Here is a 26,740-nt window from a genome sequence, read left to right on the forward strand (position 1 = left end):
GGCCTGATGCCCTCACCCAGGCCCTCTCCCACGCGGAGAGGGAACAAACATAAAAAACGGCAACCGAAGTTGCCGTTTTGCTTTTATTTCGCAATACGCTTGTACTTAATACGCTTCGGCTCCAGCGCGTCTGCGCCCAGCGTGCGTTTCTTGTACTCTTCGTATTCGGTGAAGTTACCTTCGAAGAACTCCACTTTACCTTCGTCCTGGTAGTCCAGAATGTGGGTTGCGATACGGTCAAGGAACCAGCGGTCGTGCGAGATAACCATGGCGCAGCCCGGGAATTCCAGCAGGGCGTTTTCCAGCGCGCGCAGGGTTTCGATGTCCAGGTCGTTGGTAGGTTCATCGAGCAGCAGAACGTTGCCGCCAACCTGAAGCAGCTTCGCCAGGTGCAGACGACCACGCTCACCGCCAGACAGCTCGCCCACGCGTTTGCCCTGGTCGGTGCCCTTGAAGTTAAAGCGGCCAACATAGGCGCGGCTTGGCATCTCGGTGTTGCCGATACGCATGATATCCAGACCGCCGGAGACTTCTTCCCACACGGTTTTGCTGTTGTCCATCGCGTCACGGAACTGGTCAACGGAGGCCAGCTTCACGGTCTCACCCAGGGTGATAGAGCCGCTGTCAGGCTGTTCCTGACCGGACATCATGCGGAACAGGGTGGATTTACCCGCGCCGTTCGGACCGATGATGCCGACGATAGCGCCTTTCGGTACGGAGAAGGTCAGATCGTCGATCAGCAGGCGGTCGCCGTATGACTTACGCAGGTTGGTCACTTCAACCACTTTATCCCCCAGACGTGCTCCAGGCGGGATAAACAGTTCGTTGGTTTCGTTACGCTTCTGGTATTCGGTGTTGTTCAGCTCTTCGAAGCGTGCCAGACGGGCTTTGCCCTTGGACTGACGGCCTTTCGCGCCCTGACGAACCCACTCCAGCTCTTTCTCAATAGACTTACGGCGCGCCGCTTCCTGAGACGCTTCCTGCGCCAGACGCTGATCTTTCTGCTCCAGCCAGGAAGAGTAGTTGCCTTCCCACGGAATGCCTTCGCCGCGGTCCAGCTCCAGGATCCAGCCCGCCACGTTGTCGAGGAAGTAACGGTCGTGGGTAATTGCCACCACGGTGCCTTCGAAGTCGTGCAGGAAGCGTTCCAGCCACGCCACGGATTCCGCATCCAGGTGGTTGGTCGGTTCGTCGAGCAGCAGCATGTCTGGTTTTTCCAGCAGCAGGCGGCACAGCGCCACGCGGCGGCGTTCACCACCGGAGAGATTCGCGATTTTCGCATCCCAGTCCGGCAGACGCAGGGCATCTGCCGCGCGCTCCAGCTGCACGTTCAGGTTGTGACCGTCGTGCGCCTGGATAATCTCTTCAAATTTGCCTTGCTGAGCGGCCAGTTTGTCGAAGTCCGCATCCGGCTCGGCGTATTTGGCATACACTTCATCCAGACCTTTCAGGGCGTTAACCACTTCGGATACCGCTTCTTCAACGGATTCACGCACGGTGTGTTCCGGGTTCAGCTGAGGTTCCTGCGGCAGGTAGCCGATCTTGATGCCAGGCTGCGGACGGGCTTCACCTTCGATGTCTGTATCGATGCCGGCCATGATGCGCAGCAGGGTGGACTTACCGGCACCGTTGAGACCCAGAACACCGATTTTTGCGCCCGGGAAAAAGCTCAGCGAGATATTTTTAAGAATATGACGTTTCGGCGGGACAACTTTGCCGACACGATGCATGGTATAAACGAATTGAGCCACGTTGGACTTCGCCTCTTTTATCGTGATGAGAATGAATTTCAGCCTCGAAGTGTAGCCTTTTTCACGCCCTAATCCCAGCCAGGAACGTCGGGAGTGTTAAAACGCGCAAGAAAGGTAAAAAAGTGTCCATGACGTGGCGCGTTGTGGGATGCCTGGTTAGCATAAGTTGAGGTAACTTTAACGTGGCAAGACGCTGCAACTGACGAAAAACAATGAGGAAGAGCTTGTGGAAAAAGCCAAACGGGTGGTCTGGCGTCTGCTGGCTGCCAGCGTATGCGTAATGGCGGTAAGCCAGGCGGTGCATGCCGATTCACTGGATGAACAACGTAACCGCTATGCCCAGATTAAGCAGGCATGGGACAACAAGCAGATGGATACCGTGCAGGCGCTGATGCCGACGCTGAAGGATTATCCGCTGTATCCGTATCTGGAGTATCGTCAGATCACTGATGATCTCATGAATCAACCGACCGTCACCGTAAATAACTTCATTCAGGCGAACCCGACACTGCCGCCTGCGCGTAGCCTGAAGTCCCGGTTTGTGAACGAGCTGGCCCGTCGCGAAGACTGGCGCGGCCTGCTGGCTTTCAGCCCGGATAAACCGGGCGCGACGGAAGCGCAGTGTAATTACTATTATGCGAAATGGGCGACCGGTCAGCAGGAGGAAGCCTGGACCGGCGCGAAAGAGCTGTGGTTGACGGGCAAAAGCCAGCCAAACGCCTGTGACCCGCTGTTCAGCGCCTGGCGCGCCTCGGGCAAGCAGGATCCGCTCTCTTACCTGGAACGTATTCGCCTGGCGATGAAGGCCGGTAACACCCGGCTGGTCACCGTGCTGGCGGGCCAGATGCCCGCGGATTATCAGACCATTGCCTCTGCCGTTATCAGTCTGGCAAACGATCCCAATACCGTGCTGACGTTTGCGCGTACCACCGGCGCGACCGATTTTACCCGCCAGATGGCGGCGGTGGCCTTTGCCAGCGTGGCGCGTGAGGATGTGGAAAACGCCCGGCTGATGATCCCGCAGCTGGTGCAGGCCCAGCAGCTTAATGACGATCAAACCCAGGAACTGCGCGATATTGTGGCATGGCGACTGATGGGAACAGATGTCACCGACGAACAGGCGCGCTGGCGTGACGATGCGGTAATGCGTTCAAACTCTGTCTCGCTGGTGGAGCGTCGCGTGCGCATGGCGCTGGGAACGGGCGATCGTCGTGGCCTCAATACCTGGCTGGCGCGCCTGCCGATGGATGCCAAAGAGAAAGATGAATGGCGTTACTGGCAGGCGGACCTGCTGCTGGAGCGTGGTCGTGAAGACGAAGCCAAAGCGATCCTCCACTCCCTGATGCAGCAGCGCGGCTTTTACCCGATGGCGGCGGCGCAGCGTCTGGGCGAGGAGTACACCCTGAAGATCGACAAAGCGCCAGCCAACGCGAACCAGGCGCTGACGCAGGGTCCGGAAATGGCGCGCGTGCGCGAGCTGATGTACTGGAATCTGGATAATACCGCGCGCAGCGAATGGGCCAACCTGGTCACCAGCCGTACCACCGACGAGAAGGCGCAGCTTGCCCGCTATGCGTTTGATAATCGCTGGTGGGATCTGAGCGTGCAGGCGACGATCGCCGGCAAGCTGTGGGATCATCTCGAAGAGCGTTTCCCGCTGGCTTATAAGGATCTGTTCGATCGCTACACCAGCGGCAAAGATATTCCGCAAAGCTACGCGATGGCCATTGCCCGTCAGGAAAGCGCCTGGAACCCGAAAGTGCGTTCGCCGGTGGGGGCCAGCGGCCTGATGCAAATTATGCCGGGCACCGCGACGCACACGGTGAAGATGTTTAATATCCCAGGCTACAGCAGCCCGTCCCAGCTGCTGGATCCGGAGACCAACATCAACATCGGTACCAGCTACTTGCAGTACGTCTATCAGCAGTTCGGTAATAACCGCATCTTCGCGTCAGCCGCGTACAACGCCGGGCCAGGCCGCGTGCGGACATGGCTTGGCAACAGCGCAGGGCGGCTCGACGCCGTGGCGTTCGTCGAGAGCATTCCGTTCTCGGAAACGCGCGGATATGTGAAGAACGTGCTGGCGTATGACGCCTACTATCGGCACTTCATGGGGGAGAAAGATGCCCTGATGAGCGATGCCGAGTGGCAGAGACGTTACTGATCGGCGCGGGTTGTGTTATGCTGTACTCGCTAATGAGTACAAGAGGCAGCATAACATGACCCAGCATTCCCCGTATTCCTCGGCCATGGCCGAACAGCGTCATCAGGAGTGGCTTCGTTTTGTGGAGTTGCTCCGCCAGTCTTACGACAAAGATCTGCATTTACCCTTGCTACAGCTGATGCTGACGCCAGACGAGCGTGAAGCGCTGGGTACACGGGTACGCATTATTGAGGAACTGCTGCGTGGCGAAATGAGCCAGCGTGAACTGAAAAACGAGCTGGGCGCGGGCATCGCGACGATTACCCGGGGTTCAAACAGCCTGAAGTCGGCGCCGGTTGAACTGCGTCAGTGGCTGGAAGCGGTATTGCTTAAAAACGCCGGATGACGGCTTCGCCTAATCCGGCCTACAAACTTAACGATAAATCGCGTTATGGAACGGACTTAACGCCAGAATAACGGCCTGGTGGTAAACGCTCGAACGGGTGAGCTTGCCCGCGGTAAAGACGCCAATCGCCCCCTCTTTACGACCAATCTCATCAATGCCGGTGTAGTGCGACATTACCGGCCCCAGCGCCTCACCCGCGCGGACTTTCTCCAGTATGACCTCCGGCAGCGGCAGCGTGGCTGAACGCGCTTCGCCGCGCTGCTCGCGGCTTTCGATGACAACCCAGCTGAAGGTCGCCCCTTCGTCGATACCTGCTTCAATCGCGACCCAGAAGTCAGCATCTGGCGCGGCGGCTTTTGCATTCGCCACGCGATTTCGTGCGCCAGCGCGTGTTTCCTCGCTGCCAAACGGCTGTTCCGGCACACCGCTCTCGACGCCGACGGCATCAATATGGCAGGATCCTTCGCCGAAGATCTCTTCAAATGCCCTTAGAATTGCCTGAATTTTGGCAGGATTGGTGGTAGCAGAGACAACATGGTGCATAATTAAGCTCGATTTAAAAAATTCATCGCAGTATAACGGAAAAAAAGCATGTTACAGGTATACCTTGTTCGCCACGGTGAAACGCAGTGGAACGCCGAGCGACGTATTCAAGGCCAGTCAGACAGTCCTCTCACCGACAAAGGTGTGCAGCAAGCGTGGCAGGTGGCGGAGCGCGCCAGAACGCTGGGTATCACTCACGTCATCTCCAGTGATTTAGGCCGCACGCAGCAGACGGCACGCATCATCGCCGATGCCTGTGGCTGCGACGTGACCCTTGAACCGCGCCTGCGCGAGCTGGATATGGGCGTGCTGGAAAAACGCCCTATCGATACGCTGACGGAAACCGAAGAAGGCTGGCGTCGCACGCTGGTGAACGGCACTGAAGATGGTCGCATCCCTGAGGGGGAATCCATGCAGGAGCTGAGCGTGCGCATGCATGCCGCGCTGGCCGAGTGCCTGAAACTCCCGGCAGGTAGCCGACCGCTGCTGGTGAGCCACGGTATCGCGCTGGGTTGCCTGGTGAGTACCATTCTGGGGCTGCCGGCTTACGCCGAGCGCCGTTTGCGTCTGCGCAACTGTTCCATTTCCCGTATCGACTATCAGGAAAGTGCCTGGCTGGCATCGGGGTGGGTGGTTGAGATGGCAGGGGACATTTCGCATCTTGATGCCCCTGCACTGGATGAGTTGCAGCGTTAACGACGTACCGGAATCAGGAATTCCATACGCAGATTGATAGGGCCTTCTTCCGGTTTTGCATCTTGCGCCGGATAGTAGCGCTCAATGTCCTGACCTTTACGGCGATTCAGATTCAGCATTGGCATGCAGGTCCCGTAAACGGTCAGGATGAACTCCTGAACGCCCGTTCCTAACCCTTCGTATGAGAACATCACATACTCGCCGCCTTCCAGCACGACAGGCTTCGAGCCATGAATGTAACCGTTCGCCATGTCAGGCGTCAGCGCCGTGGTATAGAACACTTCCTGCTCGTCGTCTTTTTCCTGGCTTGGATACGTTTCGTTCAGGCCATACAGAATCGGCGGGATCGCCGGAGCGTGGCTTAAAAATTCGCGCCAGAACTGAACGCGCATCTGATGGCGGAACTCGGAGATCTGCTCCAGGGAACAGGAGTAGCTCTGCGTGGTGCCGACCAGGTGCGTTTCCGGCAGGGTGATGATTTCATATTTTGGCATCGCAAACTCGCCCAGACGCAGCGGCGGACGCATACCAAAGGAGCTCCAGTCCGGCGAGCGGCGATAAAGCGCTGGCGTTAACGAGAACTGTTTTTTAAAGGCGCGAGTGAAGGTTTGCTGTGAATCGAAACGATATTGCAGGGCAATATCCAGGATTGGTCGCGCGGTCAGGCGCAACGCGACAGCAGACTTTGATAAACGACGTGCGCGAATATAGGCACCGATAGCATGACCGGTGACATCCTTGAACATCCTTTGCAGATGCCACTTGGAATAGCCTGCTTTTGCCGCCACATTATCCAGTGACAAAGGCTGGTCGAGATGACCTTCCAGCCAGGTGAGCAGGTCGCGAATAATTCCAGCCTGATCCATATACTATCCTCATCCTTAAAACTGCCGCAGGTGCCTGTTTACAGGTTAGCGGATAATAGCATTTTTTGACGTTTTAGCATTCAGTGTTTTTTTTGCGCATAAATGCTTTTTGTGGTGATTTAAGTGCGGATATATTCTAATCCTGTGATCTTGCTACATTTTTATCTAACCTGTTGAATAATCGCTCAGCGTAATTTTTATGAATGGTAACAATATGAAATACAAGGTTTTAGTCTTTGCAGCAATGGCGCTGATGGCAGGGCGCGTGGCACAGGCGGAGCAAATTGGCTCCGTGGACACCGTGTTTAAAATGTTTGGGCCGGACCACAAAATTGTGGTGGAGGCCTTTGACGATCCGGACGTTAAAAACGTCACCTGCTATGTCAGCCGGGCGAAGACCGGCGGGATTAAAGGCGGCCTGGGGCTGGCTGAAGACACGTCTGACGCGGCCATCTCCTGTCAGCAGGTTGGTCCGGTGGAATTGAGTGACAAAATTAAAAACGGCAAAGCGCAGGGCGACGTTGTATTCCAGAAACGGACCTCGCTGGTGTTCAAAAAGCTACAGGTGGTCCGTTTTTATGACGCGAAGCGTAACACACTGGCTTATCTGGCTTATTCCGACAAAGTCGTGGAAGGCTCACCGAAAAACGCGATTAGCGCGGTGCCGATTATGCCGTGGCATTGATAAAAAAAACGGCGCAAAAGCGCCGTTTTTTACTGCGTGACGGGAGGATTACTCCTGGAGGTCACCGCAGAAACGATAGCCTTCACCATGGATCGTGGCGATGATTTCCGGCGTATCAGGCGTAGATTCGAAATGTTTACGAATACGACGGATGGTTACGTCAACGGTACGATCGTGTGGCTTCAACTCACGACCGGTCATTTTCTTCAGCAGTTCTGCACGGGACTGGATCTTGCCCGGGTTTTCGCAGAAGTGCAGCATCGCGCGGAATTCACTGCGCGGCAGTTTGTACTGCTCACCGTTCGGGCTAATCAGCGAACGGCTATTGATATCAAGTTCCCAGCCGTTGAATTTGTAGCTGTCGACGCTACGACGCTCTTCACTGACCGTACCCAGATTCATGGTGCGGGACAGCAGGTTGCGTGCACGAATGGTTAACTCGCGAGGGTTGAACGGCTTGGTGATGTAGTCATCCGCGCCGATTTCCAGACCAAGAATTTTATCAACCTCGTTGTCACGGCCTGTCAGGAACATCAACGCGACGTTCGCCTGTTCACGCAGTTCGCGCGCCAGAAGAAGCCCGTTTTTGCCCGGCAGATTGATATCCATAATCACCAGGTTGATATCATTTTCAGAAAGGATCTGATGCATCTCTGCGCCATCGGTCGCTTCAAAGACATCGTAGCCTTCTGCTTCGAAAATGCTCTTTAACGTGTTGCGTGTTACCAACTCGTCTTCAACGATAAGAATGTGCGGGGTCTGCATGTTTGCTACCTAAATTGCCAACTAAATCGAAACAGGAAGTACAAAAGTCCCTGACCTGCCTGATGCATGTCGCAAATTAACATGATCGGCTTAACGTGACTAAAGTACGTAATTGCGTTCTTGATGCACTTTCCATCAACGTCAACAACATCATTAGCTTGGTCGTGGGTACTTTCCCTTTGGACCCGACAGTGTCAAAAACGGCTGTCATCCTAACCATTTTAACAGCAACATAACAGGCTAAGTGACACCGGACACCCAATAAAACTACGCTTCGTTGACATATATCAAGTTCAATTGTAGCACGTTAACAGTTTGATGAAATCATCGTAGCTGAATGCTAGCCTTTGTCACAATTTTTCAATAAACCAACTAGTTGCGGACATTGATTGATAAACGGTACGAATCCAATCGGAAAAGAGTATTCATAAGGTCATTATCATTACAAAACATAAGGATAATGGACTTCTGTTAACATTCTAACTGATTGTTCAGCCACAAAATAGTTTAGCTTTTTTTAATTGTTATGAAACGCTATTTCGGTGATTTGTGTTGCAAAATTGTAAATTCGTGCTGCGTAATATGTTGAAGTGAATCACATTTTTACCTGCTAACTGATTAAAAAGAGAGCATAAATGCATCTGTCGATTGTGCTGGTGGCACCAGCAAGAGCTGAAAATATTGGCGCTGCGGCGCGTGCCATGAAGACCATGGGTTTTACCGATTTGCGTATCGTAGACAGCGCGGCACATCTGGAGCCTGCTGCGCGATGGGTGGCGCACGGTTCGGGTGATATTCTCGATAATATAACCACTTACGCTACGCTCGCTGAGGCGTTGCACGATATTTCGTTTACCGTCGCGACGACCGCGCGCAGCCGGGCGAAGTTTCATTATTACGCCACGCCTGCTGAACTGGTGCCAATGCTGGAAGAAAAAAGCCAGTGGCTGGAGAAAGCCGCGCTGGTGTTTGGGCGAGAAGATTCCGGGCTGACTAACGAAGAACTGGAACTGGCTGACGTGCTGACGGGCGCGCCGATGGTGGCGGATTATCCGTCACTCAATCTGGGGCAGGCGGTGATGGTGTACTGCTATCAATTAGCATCCTTAATACAAATTTCTCAGCCGCCAGCGTCAGTAACGGATGAAAACCAGCTGGCGGCGCTGCGTATTCGTGCAGATAAGCTTCTCGAGCAACTGGGCGTCGCTGACGATCAAAAAATGGTGGACTGGTTACAGCAGCGCCTGGGGCGTCTTGAACAGCGCGACACGGCAATGCTGCACCGATTGCTTCATGATATTGAAAAAAAATTAGCCGAGTAAAATAGTGTCATAGGTTTTTATTATGGCCGATCCTGCTGATGTCTGGGGTTGCATCTGGGGTATTCCGATGAAAATAAATCTGCACGCAGCGGGACGTGAGAATGTCCCGAATTGTGATCAAATTAAAAATTCATTGACTTAAGGTGTCCGATCCTTTAACCCTAAAAGAATAGAGCACAGACAGATAATAATGACAGAGTACACAACATCCATGAAACGCATCAGCATCACCACCATTACTACAACCATCATCATTACCACAGGTAACGATGCGGGCTGACGCGTACAGGAAAAACAGAAAAAAGCCCGCACCTGAACAGTGCGGGCTTTTTTTTCGGCTAAAGGAAATGAGGTAGAACCATGCGAGTGTTGAAGTTCGGCGGTACATCAGTGGCAAATGCAGAGCGTATTCTGCGTGTTGCCGATATCCTGGAAAGTAACGCCAGTCAGGGGCAGGTTGCTACCGTGCTCTCTGCCCCGGCAAAAATCACGAACCACCTGGTGGCGATGATTGAAAAAACCATCGGTGGCCAGGATGCACTTCCGAACATCAGCGACGCCGAACGTATCTTCGCTGAACTGCTTCAGGGGCTGGCAGACGCCCAGCCTGGCTTCCCGCTGGCGCAGCTGAAAACCACCGTTGAACTCGAATTTGCCCAGATTAAACACGTTCTTCACGGTATCAGCCTGCTGGGTCAATGCCCGGACAGCATCAACGCGGCGCTGATTTGCCGGGGTGAAAAACTCTCTATCGCCATCATGGCAGGCGTGCTGGAAGCGCGCGGTCACCACGTGACGGTCATCGATCCGGTTGAAAAACTGCTGGCTGTGGGGCACTACCTTGAATCCACCGTCGACATTGCCGAGTCGACACGCCGCATTGCGGCGAGCAAAATCCCGTCTGACCACATGATCCTGATGGCAGGCTTCACCGCCGGTAACGAGAAGGGCGAACTGGTGGTGCTGGGGCGTAACGGCTCTGACTACTCCGCTGCCGTGCTGGCGGCCTGTTTACGTGCAGACTGTTGTGAGATCTGGACTGACGTTGATGGTGTATATACCTGTGACCCGCGCCAGGTGCCGGACGCCAGGCTGTTGAAGTCGATGTCGTACCAGGAAGCGATGGAGCTTTCCTACTTCGGCGCCAAAGTGCTTCACCCACGTACCATCTCCCCGATTGCCCAGTTCCAGATCCCTTGCCTGATTAAAAATACCGGTAATCCGCAGGCGCCGGGTACGCTGATTGGCGCCAGCGCTGATGAAGATGACCTGCCGGTAAAAGGCATTTCGAACCTTAATAACATGGCGATGTTCAGCGTCTCTGGCCCGGGTATGAAAGGTATGGTTGGCATGGCGGCACGCGTGTTTGCGGCCATGTCCCGTAATGGGATCTCCGTGGTGCTGATCACGCAGTCTTCTTCCGAATACAGCATCAGCTTCTGCGTCCCGCAGGGCGATTGCCTGCGCGCCCGTCGCGCGCTGGAAGAAGAGTTCTACCTGGAGCTGAAAGAAGAGCTGCTGGAGCCGCTCTCGATTCAGGAGCGTCTGGCCGTGATCTCCGTGGTAGGCGACGGCATGCGCACCCTGCGCGGAATCTCCGCCAAATTCTTTGCCGCCCTGGCGCGGGCCAATATCAATATCGTGGCGATTGCCCAGGGCTCATCAGAGCGTTCAATTTCCGTTGTCGTGGATAACGATGACGCCACTACCGGCGTGCGCGTGGTGCATCAGATGCTGTTCAACACCGACCAGGTGATTGAGCTGTTCCTGGTGGGCGTCGGCGGCGTCGGCGGCGCGCTGCTGGAGCAGGTAAAGCGCCAGCAGGAGTGGCTTAAGAAGAAACATATCGATTTGCGCGTCTGCGGAATTGCGAACTCGAAAGCGTTGCTGACTAACGTCCACGGTCTGAACCTGGAAAACTGGCAGGCGGAACTGGAAGAGGCGAAAGAGCCGTTCAACCTGGGTCGTCTGATCCGTCTGGTGAAAGAGTATCACCTGCTTAACCCGGTGATCGTCGACTGTACCTCCAGCCAGGCTGTGGCCGATCAGTACGCGGATTTCCTGCGCGAAGGTTTCCATGTGGTGACGCCGAACAAAAAGGCCAACACCTCGTCGATGGATTACTATCACCAGCTGCGTCTGGCGGCGAGCAAGTCGCGCCGCAAGTTTCTGTATGACACCAACGTGGGCGCAGGCCTGCCGGTCATCGAGAACCTGCAAAACCTGCTGAACGCGGGCGACGAACTACAGCGTTTCTCCGGCATCCTCTCCGGCTCCCTGTCGTTTATCTTCGGCAAGCTGGACGAAGGGATGAGCCTGTCGGAAGCCACCCGCGCCGCGCGCGAGCTGGGCTACACCGAGCCGGATCCGCGCGACGACCTCTCCGGTATGGATGTGGCGCGTAAGCTGCTGATCCTGGTGCGCGAAACCGGCCGCGAGCTGGAGCTTTCGGATATCGTGATTGAGCCGGTGCTGCCAGCAGAATTTGATGACAGCGGCGACGTCAGCGCTTTTATGGCCAGGTTACCGCAGCTTGACGACGCCTTTGCCGCCCGCGTTGCGAAAGCCCGTGATGAAGGTAAGGTATTGCGCTATGTTGGCAATATTGAAGAAGACGGCGTCTGCCGCGTGAAGATTGCCGAAGTGGATGGCAACGATCCGCTGTACAAGGTGAAAAACGGCGAGAACGCCCTGGCGTTCTACAGCCATTATTATCAGCCACTGCCGCTGGTACTTCGCGGCTATGGCGCAGGGAATGATGTGACGGCGGCGGGCGTGTTTGCCGATCTGCTGCGTACCCTGTCATGGAAGTTAGGAGTTTAAGATGGTTAAAGTATATGCCCCGGCTTCCAGCGCCAATATGAGCGTCGGATTTGACGTGCTGGGCGCGGCGGTTACGCCGGTGGATGGTTCGCTGCTGGGCGATACGGTAACGGTTGAGGCGGCAGAGCGCTTCAGCCTGAATAACGTCGGCCGTTTTGCCAGCAAGCTGCCGCCTGAACCGCGTGAGAATATCGTTTATCAGTGCTGGGAACGCTTCTGTCAGGAGATTGGTAAAAACGTGCCGGTCGCCATGACGCTGGAAAAGAGCATGCCGATTGGTTCGGGACTCGGCTCCAGCGCCTGCTCGGTGGTCGCCGCGCTGGTGGCGATGAATGAGCACTGCGGCAAGCCGCTGAACAACAGCCGCTTGCTGGCGCTGATGGGCGAGCTGGAAGGGCGCATCTCCGGCAGCATTCATTATGATAACGTGGCGCCGTGCTTCCTTGGCGGCATGCAGCTGATGATTGAAGAAAATGGCATCATCAGCCAGCAGGTGCCAGGGTTTGATGAGTGGCTGTGGGTGCTTGCCTATCCGGGCATTAAGGTTTCTACCGCCGAAGCGCGTGCGATCCTGCCGGCGCAGTATCGTCGTCAGGACTGTATCGCCCACGGGCGTCATCTGGCGGGCTTTATTCATGCCTGCTATACCCGACAGCCGCAGCTGGCGGCGAAACTGATGAAAGACGTTATTGCCGAGCCGTATCGCACGAAGCTGCTGCCGGGCTTTAACGAAGCGCGACAGGCATCCATGGATATCGGCGCACAGGCGTGCGGCATCTCCGGCTCCGGCCCGACGCTGTTCGCCTTATGCGACAAGCCAGACACCGCGCAGCGCGTGGCGGACTGGCTCTCTAAACACTACCTGCAAAATCAGGAAGGCTTTGTTCATATTTGCCGTCTGGACACGGCTGGCGCACGAGTACTGGGATAACGAATGAAACTCTACAACCTTAAAGATCATAACGAGCAGGTCAGCTTTGCGCAGGCGGTAACGCAGGGTTTGGGCAAAAATCAGGGGCTGTTCTTCCCCCACGACCTGCCGGAATTTCAACTGACTGAAATCGATGAATTGCTTAAGCAGGACTTTGTCACCCGCAGCACCAAAATTCTGTCTGCGTTTATTGGCGACGAAATCCCGCGGGAGCTGCTCGAAGAGCGCGTGCGCGCGGCGTTTGCTTTCCCGGCCCCGGTGAAGCAGGTGGAGCCTGACGTTGGCTGCCTGGAGCTGTTCCACGGCCCGACGCTGGCGTTCAAAGATTTCGGCGGTCGCTTTATGGCGCAGATGCTGACCCACATCAGCGGCGACAAACCGGTGACCATCCTGACCGCGACCTCAGGTGATACCGGTGCGGCGGTGGCTCATGCGTTCTACGGCCTGAAAAACGTCCGCGTGGTGATCCTCTATCCGAAAGGCAAAATCAGCCCGCTTCAGGAAAAACTGTTCTGCACTCTTGGGGGCAACATTGAAACCGTGGCGATCGACGGCGATTTCGATGCCTGCCAGGCGCTGGTGAAGCAGGCCTTTGATGACGAAGAGCTGAAGGCGGCGCTGGGGCTGAACTCTGCCAACTCCATCAACATCAGCCGTCTGCTGGCGCAGATCTGCTACTACTTCGAAGCGGTGGCCCAGCTGCCGCAGGACGCGCGCAATCAGCTGGTAGTTTCTGTGCCAAGCGGGAACTTCGGCGATCTGACGGCGGGCCTGCTGGCGAAATCACTCGGCCTGCCGGTGAAGCGCTTTATCGCCGCTACCAACGCCAACGACACCGTGCCGCGTTTCCTGAAGGACGGAAAATGGGCGCCGAACGCGACGCAGGCCACGCTCTCCAATGCGATGGATGTGTCACAGCCTAACAACTGGCCGCGTGTGGAAGAGCTGTTCCGCCGTAAGGTCTGGCGTCTGGGCGACCTGGGCTACGCAGCGGTGAAGGACGAAACCACGAAAGCCACCATGCGCGAGCTGAAAGCGGTGGGCTATACCTCTGAGCCGCACGCGGCGATTGCCTATCGTGCCTTGCGCGATCAGCTTCAACCGGGTGAGTATGGCCTGTTCCTCGGTACCGCCCATCCGGCCAAGTTCAAAGAGAGCGTGGAAGCGATCCTGGGTGAAACGCTGCCGCTGCCAAAAGAGCTGGCCGAGCGCGCCGACCTGCCGTTGCTGTCCCATGAGCTGCCCGCAGACTTTGCCGCACTGCGTAAGCTGATGATGACCCGAGCGTGAGTTTATTGCCCGGTGGCGGCTACGCCTTACCGGGCCTGGAACATTTCAGAAAGTAGGCCGGGTAAGGCGAAGCCGCCACCCGGCTTTTTTATGGAGAAAATAAGGAGAAAAACAGCAGGAAAAAAGCAGAAATTCCCAATAAATGCGGTCACTTAGGGTTTAGGATTGCAGAGAATAACATCCACCGTTCCCATCACGTACTCTCCTTACATCGGCCCACGTTGGGCAAGAAGAATAAGGAGTCACCTATGTCTACACTGAAACCTGCACTTATCGCGCTTTCACTGATGCTGGTCGCTCCCATGGCGGTGCAGGCAGCTGAGATCACCCTCGTCCCTGCGGTAAAACTGCAAATTGGCGATCGGGATAATAACGGACACTACTGGGATGGCGGCCGCTGGCGCGACCATGACTGGTGGAAAGCGCACTATGACTGGCGCGATAACCACTGGCGTCCGCACGATGAACATCGCGATCGTCACGATCATCACCGTCATGACGATCATCGCCCGGGGCCGGACCGGAAGCACCATTAACACAAACCCCGCCAGCTGGCGGGGTTGTCTTTTATTGCTCGTGACGCTTAAACACCAGCTCGTTTTTTACTGACGATGCCTCGTCGAAGAAATACCCTTCACTGTTAAAGCCAGTGAGCTGCTCTGGCTTCGTCAGGCGGTTTTGAATGATGAAACGGCTCATCAGACCGCGCGCTTTTTTGGCGTAGAAGCTGATCACTTTAAATTTGCCGTTTTTCTCGTCGAGGAACACCGGCTTGATAATGTCCGCATCCAGCTTTTTCGGCTTCACCGATTTGAAGTACTCATCGGAGGCCAGGTTGATCACCACGTTGTCCCCCTGGGCTTGCAGCGCCGCGTTAAGCTTATCGGTAATGACATCGCCCCAGAACTGGTACAGATCTTTGCCTTTAGCATTTTCCAGGCGGATACCCATCTCCAGACGATACGGCTGCATCAGATCCAGCGGGCGCAGCACCCCGTACAGGCCGGATAACATGCGCAGATGCTGCTGGGCAAAATCGAAATCGGCTTCGCTAAACGTTTCTGCTTGCAGGCCAGTGTAGACATCACCTTTAAAGGCCAATAGCGCCTGGCGGGCGTTGGCGGGCGTGAAGTCAGGCTGCCACTCATGAAAACGGGTGGCGTTCAGGTCGGCGAGTTTATCACTGATGCTCATCAGCGAAGCGATTTGCGGAGCCGAAAGCTTACGCGCCTCGTGGATCAGCTGTTGCGAGTAGTCCAGCAATTCCGGCTGGGTATAACGCTCAGTGGCGAGCGGGCTCTGGTAGTCGAGCGTTTTGGCAGGTGAAATCAGAATCAGCATATCCAGTCCTTGCAGGAAATTTAGAGCGACTTTAACAAAAAATCGCCCTGAATTGATCGATAGCTGTTATTGCCGCGGCAAATCATCCCAGGTGCCAGGAGCAATTTGTGATTCGATTTCGGGATAGCGTGAGGCGTCAAAGACGGGCTGTACGCCGAGCTTGCGCTGACGCAGATAATCGCGCGCGATCAGCGCTACAACCGGTGAAAGAAGCAAAATTGCCGTCAAATTGGTGATGGCCATCAGCGCCATAATGACATCCGCCAGTTGCCAGATCATCGGCATGCTGAGCAGGCAACCGACAAATACCATCGCCAGCACACCCGCGCGAAGGATGTTGCGGGCCAGACGCGAGTCAACTTTCAGGAAAATAAGGTTGTTCTCGGCATAGATATAGTTCACCACAATAGAACTGAAGGCAAAAAGCCCCACGACAAGGGCGACAAGGCCTGCGCCCCAACCGCCGACGAGTGAGACCAGCGCCTGTTGTACCCAGTGAATGCCTGCTGTACTGCCGGATGGATGTTCAACGGCGCCGGACAGCAACATTATCATCGCACTGGCGGAGCAGATAACAATGGTGTCTGTGAAGACGCCAATCATCTGTACAATGCCCTGCGCGGCGGGATGCGGGGGCCAGGATGCGGCCGCTGCGGCGGCATTCGGCGTGGAGCCCATTCCCGCCTCGTTGGAGAACATGCCTCGCTGAAAACCCGCAGTGAGCGCCTGGCTAAGGGTGTAACCCAGCGCGCCGGAAGCCGCTTCGCGCCAGCCGAACGCGCTTTGGAAAATAGTGACGATGACGTTCGGCACTTCGTCGATATGTATCGCGCATACCAACAGGCTGGTTGACACCCACAGCAGCGCCATCAGCGGAACCAGCCACTGCATCAGGCGGGCAACCCCTCTGAGCCCGGTCACAATGGTCAGCAGGGTGAGAAGGGCAAGCGCGCTGCCCGTCAGCCACTCCGGACAATTGAAGGCAAAGCGCAGCGCGTGGGCGACGGAATTAGCTTGAACGGTATTGAAAATAAGACCATAGGCCATCAGTAAAAAGATTGAGAATAGGACGCCCATCCAGCGCATTCCCAGTCCGCGAGCCATATACCAGGCGGGGCCGCCGCGAAATTGACCGTTGCCGTCTTTTTCTTTGTAGAGCTGCGCAAGCGAGCATTCAGCAAAGGAGGTGGCCATACCGATAATCGCCGTCACCCACATCCAGAATACCGCGCCCGGACCGCCCGCGCCGATTGCCAGCGCGACACCGGCCAGGTTACCGCTGCCGACGCGCGCGGCCAGGCTGGTACAGAGCGCCTGAAACGAGGTCAGGCCGCCCGGCTGTGGTGTGACGCTGTTTTTCAGACTTCTGCCAAATTTGCGAATATAGCGAAACTGAATCAGTCCGCTGCGCCACGTAAACCAGATACCTGCTCCTGAAAGCAGGTATATCATGATAGAACCCCAGAGGACTTCGTTAATAAAGAAAAAGAAATCAGGCACTAACGTCCCTCTTGTTGATGCCAACGTGAATATGTAAGCGCTACCACTGATTGTGCATGCTGTTACTTAGCAGCCTGTTAATATTCTGAGTTTATCATACTCTGCCTAAGCGCACTGTCTGCGGTTGCGCTGCCTCTCACTCGTGTTATCATCAGGGCAGACCGGTTACATCCCCCTAACAAGTAAACCTGTCATTTTTCCGCTGCTGGCAGGCTGTCGGTAGTGTGAATTATACAGGGAACGTTAAAAGAGAAACACTATCATGACGGATAAATTGACCTCCCTTCGTCAGTTCACCACTGTCGTCGCTGACACCGGAGATATTGCGGCAATGAAGCTGTACCAGCCGCAGGATGCTACAACCAACCCTTCTCTGATCCTTAACGCCGCGCAGATCCCTGAGTATCGCAAACTGATCGACGAGGCGGTGACCTGGGCAAAAGCACAGAGCAATGACCGCGCGCAGCAGGTTGTGGATGCGACTGACAAACTGGCAGTAAACATCGGTCTGGAAATCCTGAAGCTCGTTCCTGGCCGTATCTCTACTGAAGTTGATGCTCGCCTGTCCTACGACACCGAAGCGTCTATTGCCAAAGCAAAACGCCTGATCAAACTGTACAACGATGCGGGCATCAGCAACGACCGTATCCTGATCAAACTGGCCTCTACCTGGCAGGGCATTCGCGCCGCTGAACAGCTGGAAAAAGAAGGGATCAACTGTAACCTGACTCTGCTGTTCTCCTTCGCACAGGCGCGTGCATGTGCCGAAGCTGGCGTATACCTGATTTCTCCGTTTGTGGGCCGTATTCTGGACTGGTACAAAGCCAACACCGACAAGAAAGAGTATGCGGCGTCTGAAGATCCAGGCGTGATTTCCGTGACGGAAATCTACGAATACTACAAACAGCACGGCTATGAGACCGTTGTTATGGGCGCAAGCTTCCGTAACGTCGGTGAAATCATTGAGCTGGCTGGCTGTGACCGCCTGACCATCGCCCCTGCGCTGCTGAAAGAGCTGGCAGAAAGCGAAGGAGCTATCGAGCGTAAACTGTCCTACACCGGTGAAGTGAAAGCGCGCCCAGAGCGCATCACCGAGTCCGAGTTCCTGTGGCAGCACAACCAGGATCCAATGGCCGTAGATAAACTGGCGGACGGTATCCGTAAGTTTGCTATCGACCAGGAAAAACTGGAAAAAATGATCGGCGACCTGCTGTAATCATTCTGCGTGACCGGGTTCCCGGTCACGCCTCTTTCCCCCGCCTCTGTCTGAATTTTCTCTCTGCGTGTATCATTCCCTTTAATCAGTACTTTTTGAATGGAATGGATATGAATACCTTACGCATCGGCTTAGTGTCGATTTCTGACCGCGCCTCCAGCGGTGTTTATCAGGATAAAGGCATCCCTGCTCTGGAAGCGTGGCTGGGCAGCGCGCTCACTACCCCGTTTGAGATCCAGACTCGCCTGATCCCGGACGAGCAGCCGATCATCGAGCAGACCCTGTGTGAGCTGGTGGATGAGATGAGCTGCCACCTTGTGCTGACGACGGGCGGAACCGGCCCCGCGCGCCGCGATGTAACGCCGGACGCGACGCTGGCTATCGCCGATCGTGAAATGCCGGGCTTCGGTGAACAGATGCGCCAGATCAGTCTACACTTTGTCCCGACGGCCATTCTTTCCCGTCAGGTCGGAGTGATCCGCAAACAGGCGCTGATCCTGAACCTGCCGGGGCAGCCGAAGTCGATAAAAGAAACGCTGGAAGGAGTAAAAGCCGAAGACGGCAGCGTTATCGTCCACGGTATCTTTGCAAGTGTACCGTATTGTATACAACTGCTTGACGGTCCGTACGTGGAAACTGACGGCAACGTGGTAGCAGCATTTCGCCCTAAAAGCGCTCGCCGCGAAACAATCTCCTGAAAATGCTTTAAATGTGACATTAGCGCCAGCCGCAGTAGCGTGTAAATGGATTTACGATATAGTAATTTTTTCTTTACGATTGCTGTAAAAAATAATCCACAACACATGCACAATGGTTCGCTATGTCACATAACACCCGACCTCTGAATCGACAGGACTACAAAACCCTCACGCTCGCTGCTCTGGGCGGCGCGCTGGAGTTTTACGACTTCATCATCTTTGTCTTCTTCGCCGCCGTCGTGGGGGCGCTGTTTTTCCCGGCGGATATTCCTGAATGGCTGCGTCAGGTGCAAACCTTCGGCATTTTCGCTGCCGGGTATCTGGCGCGTCCGCTGGGCGGCATTGTTATGGCGCACTTTGGCGATCTGGTTGGGCGCAAGAAGATGTTTACCCTCAGCATCCTGCTGATGGCCGTGCCGACGCTGGCGATTGGCCTTTTGCCTACCTATGAGTCGATGGGCATTATCGCCCCGTTATTGCTGCTACTGATGCGTATTCTTCAGGGCGCGGCCATCGGCGGGGAAGTGCCGGGCGCGTGGGTGTTTGTCGCTGAGCACGTCCCGGTGCGCCGCATCGGCATTGCGTGCGGAACCCTGACCGCAGGACTGACGATCGGGATCCTGCTTGGCTCCGTGGTTGCAACCATCATCAATACCAGCATGACGCAACAGGCCGTTCACGACTGGGGCTGGCGTATCCCGTTCCTGCTGGGCGGGGCGTTTGGGCTGGTGGCAATGTACCTGCGACGTTGGTTGCAGGAGACGCCAGTATTTCTGGAAATGCAGCAGCGGAAGGCGCTGGCGCAAGAATTGCCGGTAAAAACCGTAGTAGTGCGGCATAAAAAAGCGGTAGTCGTGTCGATGCTTCTGACCTGGCTGCTGTCTGCGGGTATCGTGGTGGTCATTTTGATGTCGCCGGTCTGGCTGCAAAAACAGTACGGTTTTGCGCCTGCTGTGACGTTACAGGCGAACAGTATCGCGACAATTATGCTCTGCTTTGGCTGTCTGGCCGCGGGACTGGCGGCGGATCGTTTCGGTGCCAGCGTGACCTTTATTGTCGGCAGCCTGCTGCTGGCCGCGTCGAGCTGGGCATTCTACCATCTTGCGGGCAGCCATCCTGAACAGTTGTTCCTGCTGTACGGCATCGTCGGGCTGTGCGTGGGCGTCGTTGGCGCCGTACCGTACGTAATGGTCCGCGCCTTCCCGCCGGAGGTACGCTTCACCGGCATCTCTTTCTCTTATAACGTCTCGTATGCCATTTTCGGTGGGCTGACCCCGATTGTGGTCACGGTGTTGATGGGGCTGTCACCCCTTGCACCTGCATGGTACGTGCTGGCGTTATCGCTGATGGGGCTGGTATTGGGGATGTGGCTTCGCCAGTCAGAGGGATGTCGTGCCCGCGACGCGGGCACGACAGAGGGATCAGTGTTTTTCACCAATCGGTAATACGGTGCGGCCGAACTGCTCGTTCAGCACTTCACCCATTGCCAGGTAGATAGCGCTTGCGCCGCACACCAGACCGACCCAGCCGGCAACGTGAACGATGCCTTCGTTATCCGCCAGGTGACCCGCGGCAAGCAGAGCGAACAGCACGGTCAGGCTCAGGAAGACGAATTGCAGCGCGCGGTTCGCCTTCAGGGTGCCGAAGAACATGAACAGGGTGAACACGCCCCACAGTCCCAGGTACACGCCCAGGAAATGGGCGTTTGAAGCATCTGCCAGGCCCATTTTAGGCATCAGCAGAATGGCGACCAGCGTCAGCCAGAACGAACCGTAAGAGGTAAAGGCGGTTAAGCCGAAGGTATTGCCTTTCTTATATTCCAGCAGGCCCGCGAAAATTTGCGCGATACCGCCGTAAAAAATGCCCATCGCCAGGATTACGCCGTCCATCGGGAACATCCCGATGTTGTGCAGGTTCAGCAGAATGGTGGTTATGCCAAAACCCATCAGGCCCAGCGGAGCCGGATTAGCCAACTTAGTGTTGCCCATAAGTCCTCAAAAAAATCATCATTAATATGGTGAAATGGTTAAACCCGCGCCAGTTCTCCCTGACGGGGCGCGGCATCATAATGGGCGGCATCGGCGCCGTCTATGATCTCATCGGGGTGAAATTAAAAAATTTTTTATCCTTCCCCCTTGATGGATGCCGTTGTGACCCCATCTTGTAAGCAACCGCAGTGTGTGGACCTGAAAAAAATCAAATCTGGGCAGTTGAAAAAGCACGTTCTGCCCTTATTACAGGTACACAACCACATGTTGACTGAATTTTTAGTGGAGACGTTTAGATGGGTAAAATTATTGGTATCGACCTGGGTACTACCAACTCTTGTGTAGCGATTATGGATGGCACTACTGCACGTGTGCTGGAGAACGCCGAGGGCGATCGCACCACGCCTTCTATCATTGCTTATACCCAGGATGGTGAAACTCTGGTTGGTCAGCCGGCTAAACGTCAGGCAGTGACAAACCCGCAAAACACCCTGTTTGCAATCAAACGCCTGATTGGCCGCCGCTTCCAGGACGAAGAAGTTCAGCGTGACGTTTCCATCATGCCTTACAAAATCATCGCAGCCGATAACGGCGATGCATGGCTTGATGTGAAAGGCACCAAAACTGCACCTCCGCAGATCTCTGCTGAAGTGCTGAAGAAAATGAAGAAAACCGCGGAAGATTACCTGGGTGAACCGGTAACTGAAGCTGTTATCACCGTACCTGCTTACTTCAACGATGCTCAGCGTCAGGCAACCAAAGATGCTGGCCGTATCGCAGGTCTGGAAGTAAAACGTATCATCAACGAACCAACCGCAGCTGCGCTGGCTTACGGTCTGGATAAAGAAGTTGGCAACCGTACTATCGCGGTTTACGACCTGGGTGGTGGTACCTTCGATATCTCTATTATCGAAATCGACGACGTTGACGGCGAAAAAACCTTCGAAGTTCTGGCAACCAATGGTGATACCCACCTGGGTGGTGAAGACTTCGATACCCGTCTGATCAACTACCTCGTTGACGAGTTTAAGAAAGATCAGGGCATTGACCTGCGTAACGACCCGCTGGCCATGCAGCGCCTGAAAGAAGCCGCTGAGAAAGCGAAGATCGAACTGTCTTCCGCTCAGCAGACCGACGTGAACCTGCCGTACATCACCGCAGACGCGACCGGTCCAAAACACATGAACATCAAAGTGACCCGTGCGAAACTGGAAAGCCTGGTAGAAGATCTGGTGAACCGTTCTATCGAGCCACTGAAAGTTGCATTGCAGGACGCTGGCCTGTCCGTGTCTGATATTCAGGACGTTATCCTGGTAGGTGGTCAGACTCGTATGCCAATGGTTCAGAAGAAAGTTGCTGAATTCTTTGGTAAAGAGCCACGTAAAGACGTGAACCCGGACGAAGCGGTTGCTATCGGTGCTGCGGTTCAGGGTGGTGTTCTGACGGGTGAAGTGAAAGACGTACTGCTGCTGGACGTTACTCCGCTGTCACTGGGTATCGAAACCATGGGTGGCGTGATGACTCCGCTCATCAACAAAAACACTACTATCCCGACGAAACACAGCCAGGTGTTCTCTACCGCTGAAGATAACCAGTCTGCGGTAACCATCCATGTGATTCAGGGTGAGCGTAAGCGTGCGGCGGATAACAAATCTCTGGGTCAGTTCAACCTGGACGGTATTAACCCGGCACCACGCGGCATGCCACAGATCGAAGTCACCTTCGACATCGATGCTGACGGTATCCTGCACGTGTCTGCGAAAGACAAAAACAGCGGTAAAGAGCAGAAGATCACCATCAAGGCATCTTCTGGCTTGAACGAAGCGGAAATCGAAAAAATGGTTCGTGATGCCGAAGCTAACGCGGAATCCGACCGTAAGTTCGAAGAGCTGGTTCAGACCCGTAACCAAGGTGACCATCTGCTGCACAGCACCCGTAAGCAGGTTGAAGAAGCGGGCGATAAACTGCCAGCGGAAGACAAAACTGCGATCGAAACTGCACTGAGCGCGCTGGAAACGTCTCTGAAAGGCGAAGACAAAGCGGACATTGAAGCGAAGATGCAGGAGCTGGCACAGGTTTCTCAGAAGCTGATGGAAATCGCTCAGCAGCAGCACGCACAGCAGCAGGCGGGCGCTGATGCTTCCCAGAACAACGCGAAAGACGACGATGTTGTCGACGCTGAGTTCGAAGAAGTGAAAGATAAAAAATAATCGCCCTGATGCAGGGTAATTAATCGGCACGGGCGTAGGAGTATTCTCCACGCCCGTGCTCGCATGTTAAGGGGCTTAAAAAAACCAATGGCAAAGCAAGACTATTACGAGATTTTAGGCGTTCCGAAAACTGCGGAAGAGCGTGAAATCAAAAAGGCATATAAGCGCCTGGCCATGAAATTCCACCCTGACCGTAATCAGGGTGACAAAGAGGCTGAAGCCAAATTTAAAGAGATTAAAGAAGCCTATGAAGTCCTGACCGATGCACAAAAACGTGCGGCTTATGACCAGTATGGTCACGCGGCCTTTGAACAGGGCGGCATGGGCGGCGGTGGATTTGGTGGCGGCGGCTTCGGCGGCGGCGCTGATTTCAGCGACATCTTTGGCGATGTATTTGGCGATATCTTCGGCGGCGGTCGTGGTCGTCAGCGCGCGGCGCGCGGCGCAGATCTGCGCTATAACATGGACCTGACACTGGAAGAAGCGGTTCGTGGCGTAACCAAAGAGATCCGTATCCCGACGCTGGAAGAGTGTGACGTTTGCCACGGCAGCGGCGCGAAAGCGGGGACTCAGCCACAGACCTGTCCAACCTGTCACGGTTCCGGTCAGGTGCAGATGCGCCAGGGCTTCTTCGCGGTGCAGCAGGCCTGTCCGCATTGTCATGGTCGCGGTACGCTGATTAAAGATCCGTGCACCAAATGCCACGGTCACGGTCGCGTGGAGAAAACCAAAACGCTGTCCGTTAAGATCCCGGCAGGCGTAGATACGGGCGACCGCATCCGTCTGGCAGGTGAGGGGGAAGCTGGCGAGCACGGCGCACCGGCAGGGGATCTGTACGTTCAGGTTCAGGTTAAACAGCACGCCATCTTCGAGCGTGAAGGTAACAACCTGTACTGTGAAGTGCCGATCAACTTTGCGATGGCGGCGCTGGGCGGCGAAATCGAAGTGCCGACGCTGGACGGCCGCGTTAACCTGAAAATCCCTGGCGAAACCCAGACCGGGAAGCTGTTCCGCATGCGCGGCAAAGGCGTTAAATCCGTTCGCGGTGGCGCGCAGGGTGACCTGTTATGCCGCGTGGTCGTTGAAACGCCGGTCGGCCTGAACGACAAGCAGAAACAGCTGCTGAAAGAGCTTCAGGAGAGTTTTGGTGGCCCGACGGGTGAGAAAAACAGCCCGCGCTCCAAAAGCTTCTTCGATGGCGTCAAAAAATTCTTCGACGATTTAACCCGCTAACCTGCCAGCTGGTTACTATCCTTTAAAGCCCGGAAGCGATTCCGGGCTTTTTGCTTTATAGCGTTATTCCTCGGTTAAACTGAATCTATAACCAATATTAATCTGTTTTTACCGATCTGTTTGCGCTGATATTATGGTTTTACCGAGGTATTGTTGTAAAAGAGAGTTTAAACGTGAAATTACTACACCGTTTCTTTAGCAGTGAGGCATCCGGCGGCGTCATCCTGATTATTGCTGCTGCAGCCGCCATGCTGCTCGCCAATATGGGCATGACGCGCGATCTCTATCACGCATTTCTGGAAACCCCCGTCGAGCTGAAGGTCGGGGCGCTGGAAATTAACAAGAACATGCTGCTGTGGATCAACGATGCGCTGATGGCGGTGTTCTTCCTGCTGGTAGGCCTGGAGGTCAAACGTGAGCTGGTGATCGGTTCTCTTGCCAGCCGACAGCGCGCGGCGTTTCCGGTGATCGCGGCGATTGGCGGGATGATCGTTCCCGCGTTGCTCTTTCTCGCGTTTGCGTGGCAGGATCCGGTTGCGCGTGACGGCTGGGCGATCCCGGCCGCAACGGATATCGCGTTTGCGCTCGGGGTCTTAGCCTTGCTCGGTAGCCGCGTCCCGGTAGCACTGAAAATTTTCCTGATGGCGCTGGCGATTATCGATGACCTGGGCGCTATCGTGATTATCGCGCTGTTCTACACCAGCGATCTGTCGGTTCTGTCGCTGAGCGTGGCGGCCGTGGCTATTGCGGTGCTGGCGTTGCTGAACGTCTTCAACGTCCGACGCACGGGTATTTATATTCTGGTGGGGATGGTGCTGTGGACGGCGGTGCTGAAGTCTGGCGTGCATGCCACGCTGGCGGGCGTCATCGTTGGCTTCTTTATTCCGCTGAAGGAGCAGGACGGCAAATCGCCTGCCAGACAGCTGGAGCATGTGCTTCATCCGTGGGTGGGCTTTATGATCCTGCCGCTGTTTGCATTTGCCAACGCGGGTGTTTCCCTGGCCGGTGTTACCCTGGACGGACTCACCTCTGTGCTGCCGCTGGGTATCATCGCTGGTTTGTTTATCGGTAAGCCGCTGGGTATCAGCCTGTTCTGCTGGCTGGCGCTGAAGCTGAAGCTAGCGTCATTGCCAAACGGAACCACCTTTAGTCAGATTATGGCCATCGGCGTGCTGTGCGGTATTGGATTCACCATGTCGATCTTTATCTCGACGCTGGCGTTTGGCACCAGCGCGCCTGAGCTTATCGTCTGGGCGAAACTCGGCATTCTTATCGGGTCGTTACTGGCCGCGGTTATTGGTTATACCTTGTTGAAGGTGAAGTTGTCCGGACAGGCTGTCCAGGCATAACAGGAAACCGGGAGAAGGGAAGCCTTCTCCCGATAAACTATCAGGGAGTGAAAACGTGATGTCTCATTTGAACTATAACCATCTCTATTACTTCTGGCATGTCTACAAGCAGGGCTCGGTCGTGGGAGCGGCAGAGGCGCTCTACCTGACACCACAAACTATTACCGGGCAAATCAAAGCCCTGGAAGAGCGCTTACAGGGCAAGCTTTTTAAGCGGAAAGGACGTGGCATTGAGCCGAGCGAGCTGGGCGAACTGGTGTTCCGCTATGCGGACAAGATGTTCACCCTGAGCCAGGAGATGCTGGATATCGTTAACTATCGCAAAGAGTCGAACCTGCTCTTTGACGTGGGCGTGGCGGATGCGTTGTCCAAACGGCTGGTAAGCGGTGTGCTGGATGCGGCGGTGGTGGAAGATGAACAGATTCATTTACGCTGCTTTGAGTCCACTCACGAGATGCTGCTGGAACAGCTGAGCCAGCATAAGCTGGATATGATTATCTCGGACTGCCCAATCGACTCCACGCAGCAGGAAGGCTTGCTCTCGGTGAAAATTGGCGAATGCGGCGTCAGTTTCTGGTGCATTAATCCGCCGCCGGAAAAACCGTTTCCTGCTTGCCTGGAAGAGCGCCGCCTGCTGGTGCCGGGTAGGCGGTCTATGCTCGGACGTAAGCTGCTGAACTGGTTTAACTCGCAGGGGCTGAACGTGGAGATCCTCGGTGAGTTCGACGATGCGGCTTTGATGAAGGCTTTTGGCGAGGCGCACAACGCTATCTTCGTTGCCCCGACGCTGTACGCGCACGATCTCTATTCAGACGACAAGATTACCGAGATTGGCAGGGTGGATAACGTGATGGAAGAGTATCACGCCATATTCGCCGAAAGGATGATTCAGCACCCGGCGGTGCAGCGAATCTGCAACCGCGACTACTCGGCGCTGTTTACGCCGCCGGCAATCTGAAGACATAAAAAAACCCGCGTTAAGCG

General features: G+C 55.3%; 25 protein-coding genes and 1 other annotated feature. Of the genes, 18 read left to right on the forward strand and 7 right to left on the reverse strand.

The window, feature by feature from the left end:
* Positions 1-83: 83 nt before the first annotated feature.
* Positions 84-1,751 carry an energy-dependent translational throttle protein EttA gene (gene ettA / locus L350_RS09240; protein ID WP_014882470.1) on the reverse strand — a complete coding sequence of 556 codons (1,668 nt, stop codon included), beginning with the start codon at positions 1,749-1,751 and terminating at the stop codon, positions 84-86.
* Positions 1,752-1,977: 226 nt separating this feature from the next.
* On the opposite strand from ettA, the gene sltY reads away from it, so the two are divergent.
* Both sltY and trpR read left to right on the forward strand, forming a co-directional pair.
* On the forward strand, positions 1,978-3,915 hold the full coding sequence (gene sltY, locus L350_RS09235; RefSeq protein ID WP_032625409.1) for a murein transglycosylase: 1,938 nt from the start codon (positions 1,978-1,980) through the stop codon (positions 3,913-3,915).
* A 55-nt stretch (positions 3,916-3,970) separates the two neighbouring features.
* Positions 3,971-4,300: a trp operon repressor gene (gene trpR / locus L350_RS09230; protein WP_003856511.1), complete on the forward strand. Its 330-nt coding sequence runs from the start codon at positions 3,971-3,973 to the stop codon at positions 4,298-4,300.
* Positions 4,301-4,327: 27 nt separating this feature from the next.
* Here trpR and yjjX read toward each other — a convergent pair whose 3' ends face one another.
* Positions 4,328-4,843, reverse strand: coding sequence for an inosine/xanthosine triphosphatase (gene yjjX, locus L350_RS09225; protein ID WP_022646994.1), 516 nt, complete (start codon positions 4,841-4,843; stop codon positions 4,328-4,330).
* A gap of 48 nt (positions 4,844-4,891) precedes the next feature.
* Between yjjX and gpmB the strand changes: the two genes are divergently transcribed.
* Entirely contained in the window at positions 4,892-5,539 is a 648-nt protein-coding gene (gene gpmB / locus L350_RS09220; RefSeq protein ID WP_006810187.1) for a 2,3-diphosphoglycerate-dependent phosphoglycerate mutase GpmB, read from the forward strand.
* Here the strand turns inward: gpmB and robA are convergent.
* Entirely contained in the window at positions 5,536-6,405 is an 870-nt protein-coding gene (robA, locus tag L350_RS09215; protein WP_022646995.1) for an MDR efflux pump AcrAB transcriptional activator RobA, read from the reverse strand. The two genes, gpmB and robA, sit on opposite strands and share 4 nt — an antisense overlap.
* A gap of 214 nt (positions 6,406-6,619) precedes the next feature.
* Here robA and creA point away from each other — a divergent pair, with 214 nt between their 5' ends.
* Positions 6,620-7,090 (forward strand): protein CreA, encoded by a 471-nt coding sequence (gene creA / locus L350_RS09210; protein WP_032625411.1) that lies wholly within the window; start codon positions 6,620-6,622, stop codon positions 7,088-7,090.
* Between the two features lie 48 nt (positions 7,091-7,138).
* On the opposite strand, the gene arcA is transcribed toward creA, so the two are convergent.
* Positions 7,139-7,855: a two-component system response regulator ArcA gene (gene arcA / locus L350_RS09205; protein ID WP_003856501.1), complete on the reverse strand. Its 717-nt coding sequence runs from the start codon at positions 7,853-7,855 to the stop codon at positions 7,139-7,141.
* 95 nt (positions 7,856-7,950) lie between these two features.
* Between arcA and yjjY the strand changes: the two genes are divergently transcribed.
* The 7 genes from yjjY to L350_RS09180 all read left to right on the forward strand — a co-directional run bounded on the left by yjjY (position 7,951) and on the right by L350_RS09180 (position 14,757).
* A complete protein-coding gene (gene yjjY / locus L350_RS24290; protein WP_001541509.1) occupies positions 7,951-8,091 on the forward strand; it encodes a YjjY family protein in 141 nt (46 codons plus the stop codon).
* A 399-nt stretch (positions 8,092-8,490) separates the two neighbouring features.
* Positions 8,491-9,177, forward strand: coding sequence for a tRNA/rRNA methyltransferase (locus L350_RS09200; RefSeq protein WP_032625413.1), 687 nt, complete (start codon positions 8,491-8,493; stop codon positions 9,175-9,177).
* A gap of 211 nt (positions 9,178-9,388) precedes the next feature.
* Positions 9,389-9,457 carry a thr operon leader peptide gene (gene thrL, locus L350_RS23360; RefSeq protein WP_015572623.1) on the forward strand — a complete coding sequence of 23 codons (69 nt, stop codon included), beginning with the start codon at positions 9,389-9,391 and terminating at the stop codon, positions 9,455-9,457.
* Positions 9,396-9,513 (forward strand) — a sequence feature (Thr leader region). (Overlaps the previous gene by 62 nt.)
* A 24-nt stretch (positions 9,514-9,537) precedes the next feature.
* Positions 9,538-12,000 carry a bifunctional aspartate kinase/homoserine dehydrogenase I gene (gene thrA / locus L350_RS09195; protein ID WP_032625416.1) on the forward strand — a complete coding sequence of 821 codons (2,463 nt, stop codon included), beginning with the start codon at positions 9,538-9,540 and terminating at the stop codon, positions 11,998-12,000.
* Between the two features lies 1 nt (position 12,001).
* Entirely contained in the window at positions 12,002-12,931 is a 930-nt protein-coding gene (thrB, locus tag L350_RS09190; protein ID WP_023299286.1) for a homoserine kinase, read from the forward strand.
* Positions 12,932-12,934: 3 nt separating this feature from the next.
* Positions 12,935-14,221 (forward strand): threonine synthase, encoded by a 1,287-nt coding sequence (gene thrC, locus L350_RS09185; protein WP_032625419.1) that lies wholly within the window; start codon positions 12,935-12,937, stop codon positions 14,219-14,221.
* A 248-nt stretch (positions 14,222-14,469) separates the two neighbouring features.
* Positions 14,470-14,757 (forward strand): DUF2502 domain-containing protein, encoded by a 288-nt coding sequence (locus L350_RS09180; protein ID WP_022646999.1) that lies wholly within the window; start codon positions 14,470-14,472, stop codon positions 14,755-14,757.
* Between the two features lie 31 nt (positions 14,758-14,788).
* Here the strand turns inward: L350_RS09180 and yaaA are convergent, their stop codons facing one another.
* The gene (gene yaaA / locus L350_RS09175; protein WP_022647000.1) at positions 14,789-15,562 is read right to left on the reverse strand and encodes a peroxide stress protein YaaA; all 774 of its coding nucleotides are present in this window, start codon (positions 15,560-15,562) and stop codon (positions 14,789-14,791) included.
* Between the two features lie 66 nt (positions 15,563-15,628).
* Complete coding sequence (locus L350_RS09170) at positions 15,629-17,062, reverse strand: alanine/glycine:cation symporter family protein (protein WP_023299289.1); 1,434 nt, start codon at positions 17,060-17,062, stop codon at positions 15,629-15,631.
* A gap of 262 nt (positions 17,063-17,324) precedes the next feature.
* Between L350_RS09170 and tal the strand changes: the two genes are divergently transcribed.
* The 3 genes from tal (at position 17,325) to L350_RS09155 (ending at position 20,421) form a co-directional block, all read left to right on the forward strand.
* Positions 17,325-18,278 carry a transaldolase gene (gene tal, locus L350_RS09165; protein ID WP_003856481.1) on the forward strand — a complete coding sequence of 318 codons (954 nt, stop codon included), beginning with the start codon at positions 17,325-17,327 and terminating at the stop codon, positions 18,276-18,278.
* Positions 18,279-18,388: 110 nt separating this feature from the next.
* Positions 18,389-18,976: a molybdopterin adenylyltransferase gene (gene mog, locus L350_RS09160; protein WP_003856479.1), complete on the forward strand. Its 588-nt coding sequence runs from the start codon at positions 18,389-18,391 to the stop codon at positions 18,974-18,976.
* A 122-nt stretch (positions 18,977-19,098) separates the two neighbouring features.
* Entirely contained in the window at positions 19,099-20,421 is a 1,323-nt protein-coding gene (locus L350_RS09155; RefSeq protein WP_023305417.1) for an MFS transporter, read from the forward strand.
* Here L350_RS09155 and satP read toward each other — a convergent pair.
* Positions 20,398-20,964: an acetate uptake transporter gene (gene satP, locus L350_RS09150; protein ID WP_032625422.1), complete on the reverse strand. Its 567-nt coding sequence runs from the start codon at positions 20,962-20,964 to the stop codon at positions 20,398-20,400. The two genes, L350_RS09155 and satP, sit on opposite strands and share 24 nt — an antisense overlap.
* Before the next feature lie 296 nt (positions 20,965-21,260).
* Here satP and dnaK point away from each other — a divergent pair, with 296 nt between their 5' ends.
* From dnaK to nhaR, 4 genes are all read left to right on the forward strand, one after another.
* A complete protein-coding gene (gene dnaK, locus L350_RS09145) occupies positions 21,261-23,174 on the forward strand; it encodes a molecular chaperone DnaK (protein WP_006810169.1) in 1,914 nt (637 codons plus the stop codon).
* 87 nt (positions 23,175-23,261) lie between these two features.
* Entirely contained in the window at positions 23,262-24,407 is a 1,146-nt protein-coding gene (gene dnaJ, locus L350_RS09140) for a molecular chaperone DnaJ (protein WP_008502040.1), read from the forward strand.
* 173 nt (positions 24,408-24,580) lie between these two features.
* Positions 24,581-25,756, forward strand: coding sequence for a Na+/H+ antiporter NhaA (gene nhaA / locus L350_RS09135; protein WP_032625424.1), 1,176 nt, complete (start codon positions 24,581-24,583; stop codon positions 25,754-25,756).
* A 58-nt stretch (positions 25,757-25,814) separates the two neighbouring features.
* Positions 25,815-26,714, forward strand: coding sequence for a transcriptional activator NhaR (nhaR, locus tag L350_RS09130; protein ID WP_032625426.1), 900 nt, complete (start codon positions 25,815-25,817; stop codon positions 26,712-26,714).
* Positions 26,715-26,740 lie beyond the last annotated feature (26 nt).

It is taken from the genome of Enterobacter sp. MGH 4, from assembly GCF_000534735.1.
GTDB lineage: Bacteria > Pseudomonadota > Gammaproteobacteria > Enterobacterales > Enterobacteriaceae > Enterobacter > Enterobacter intestinihominis.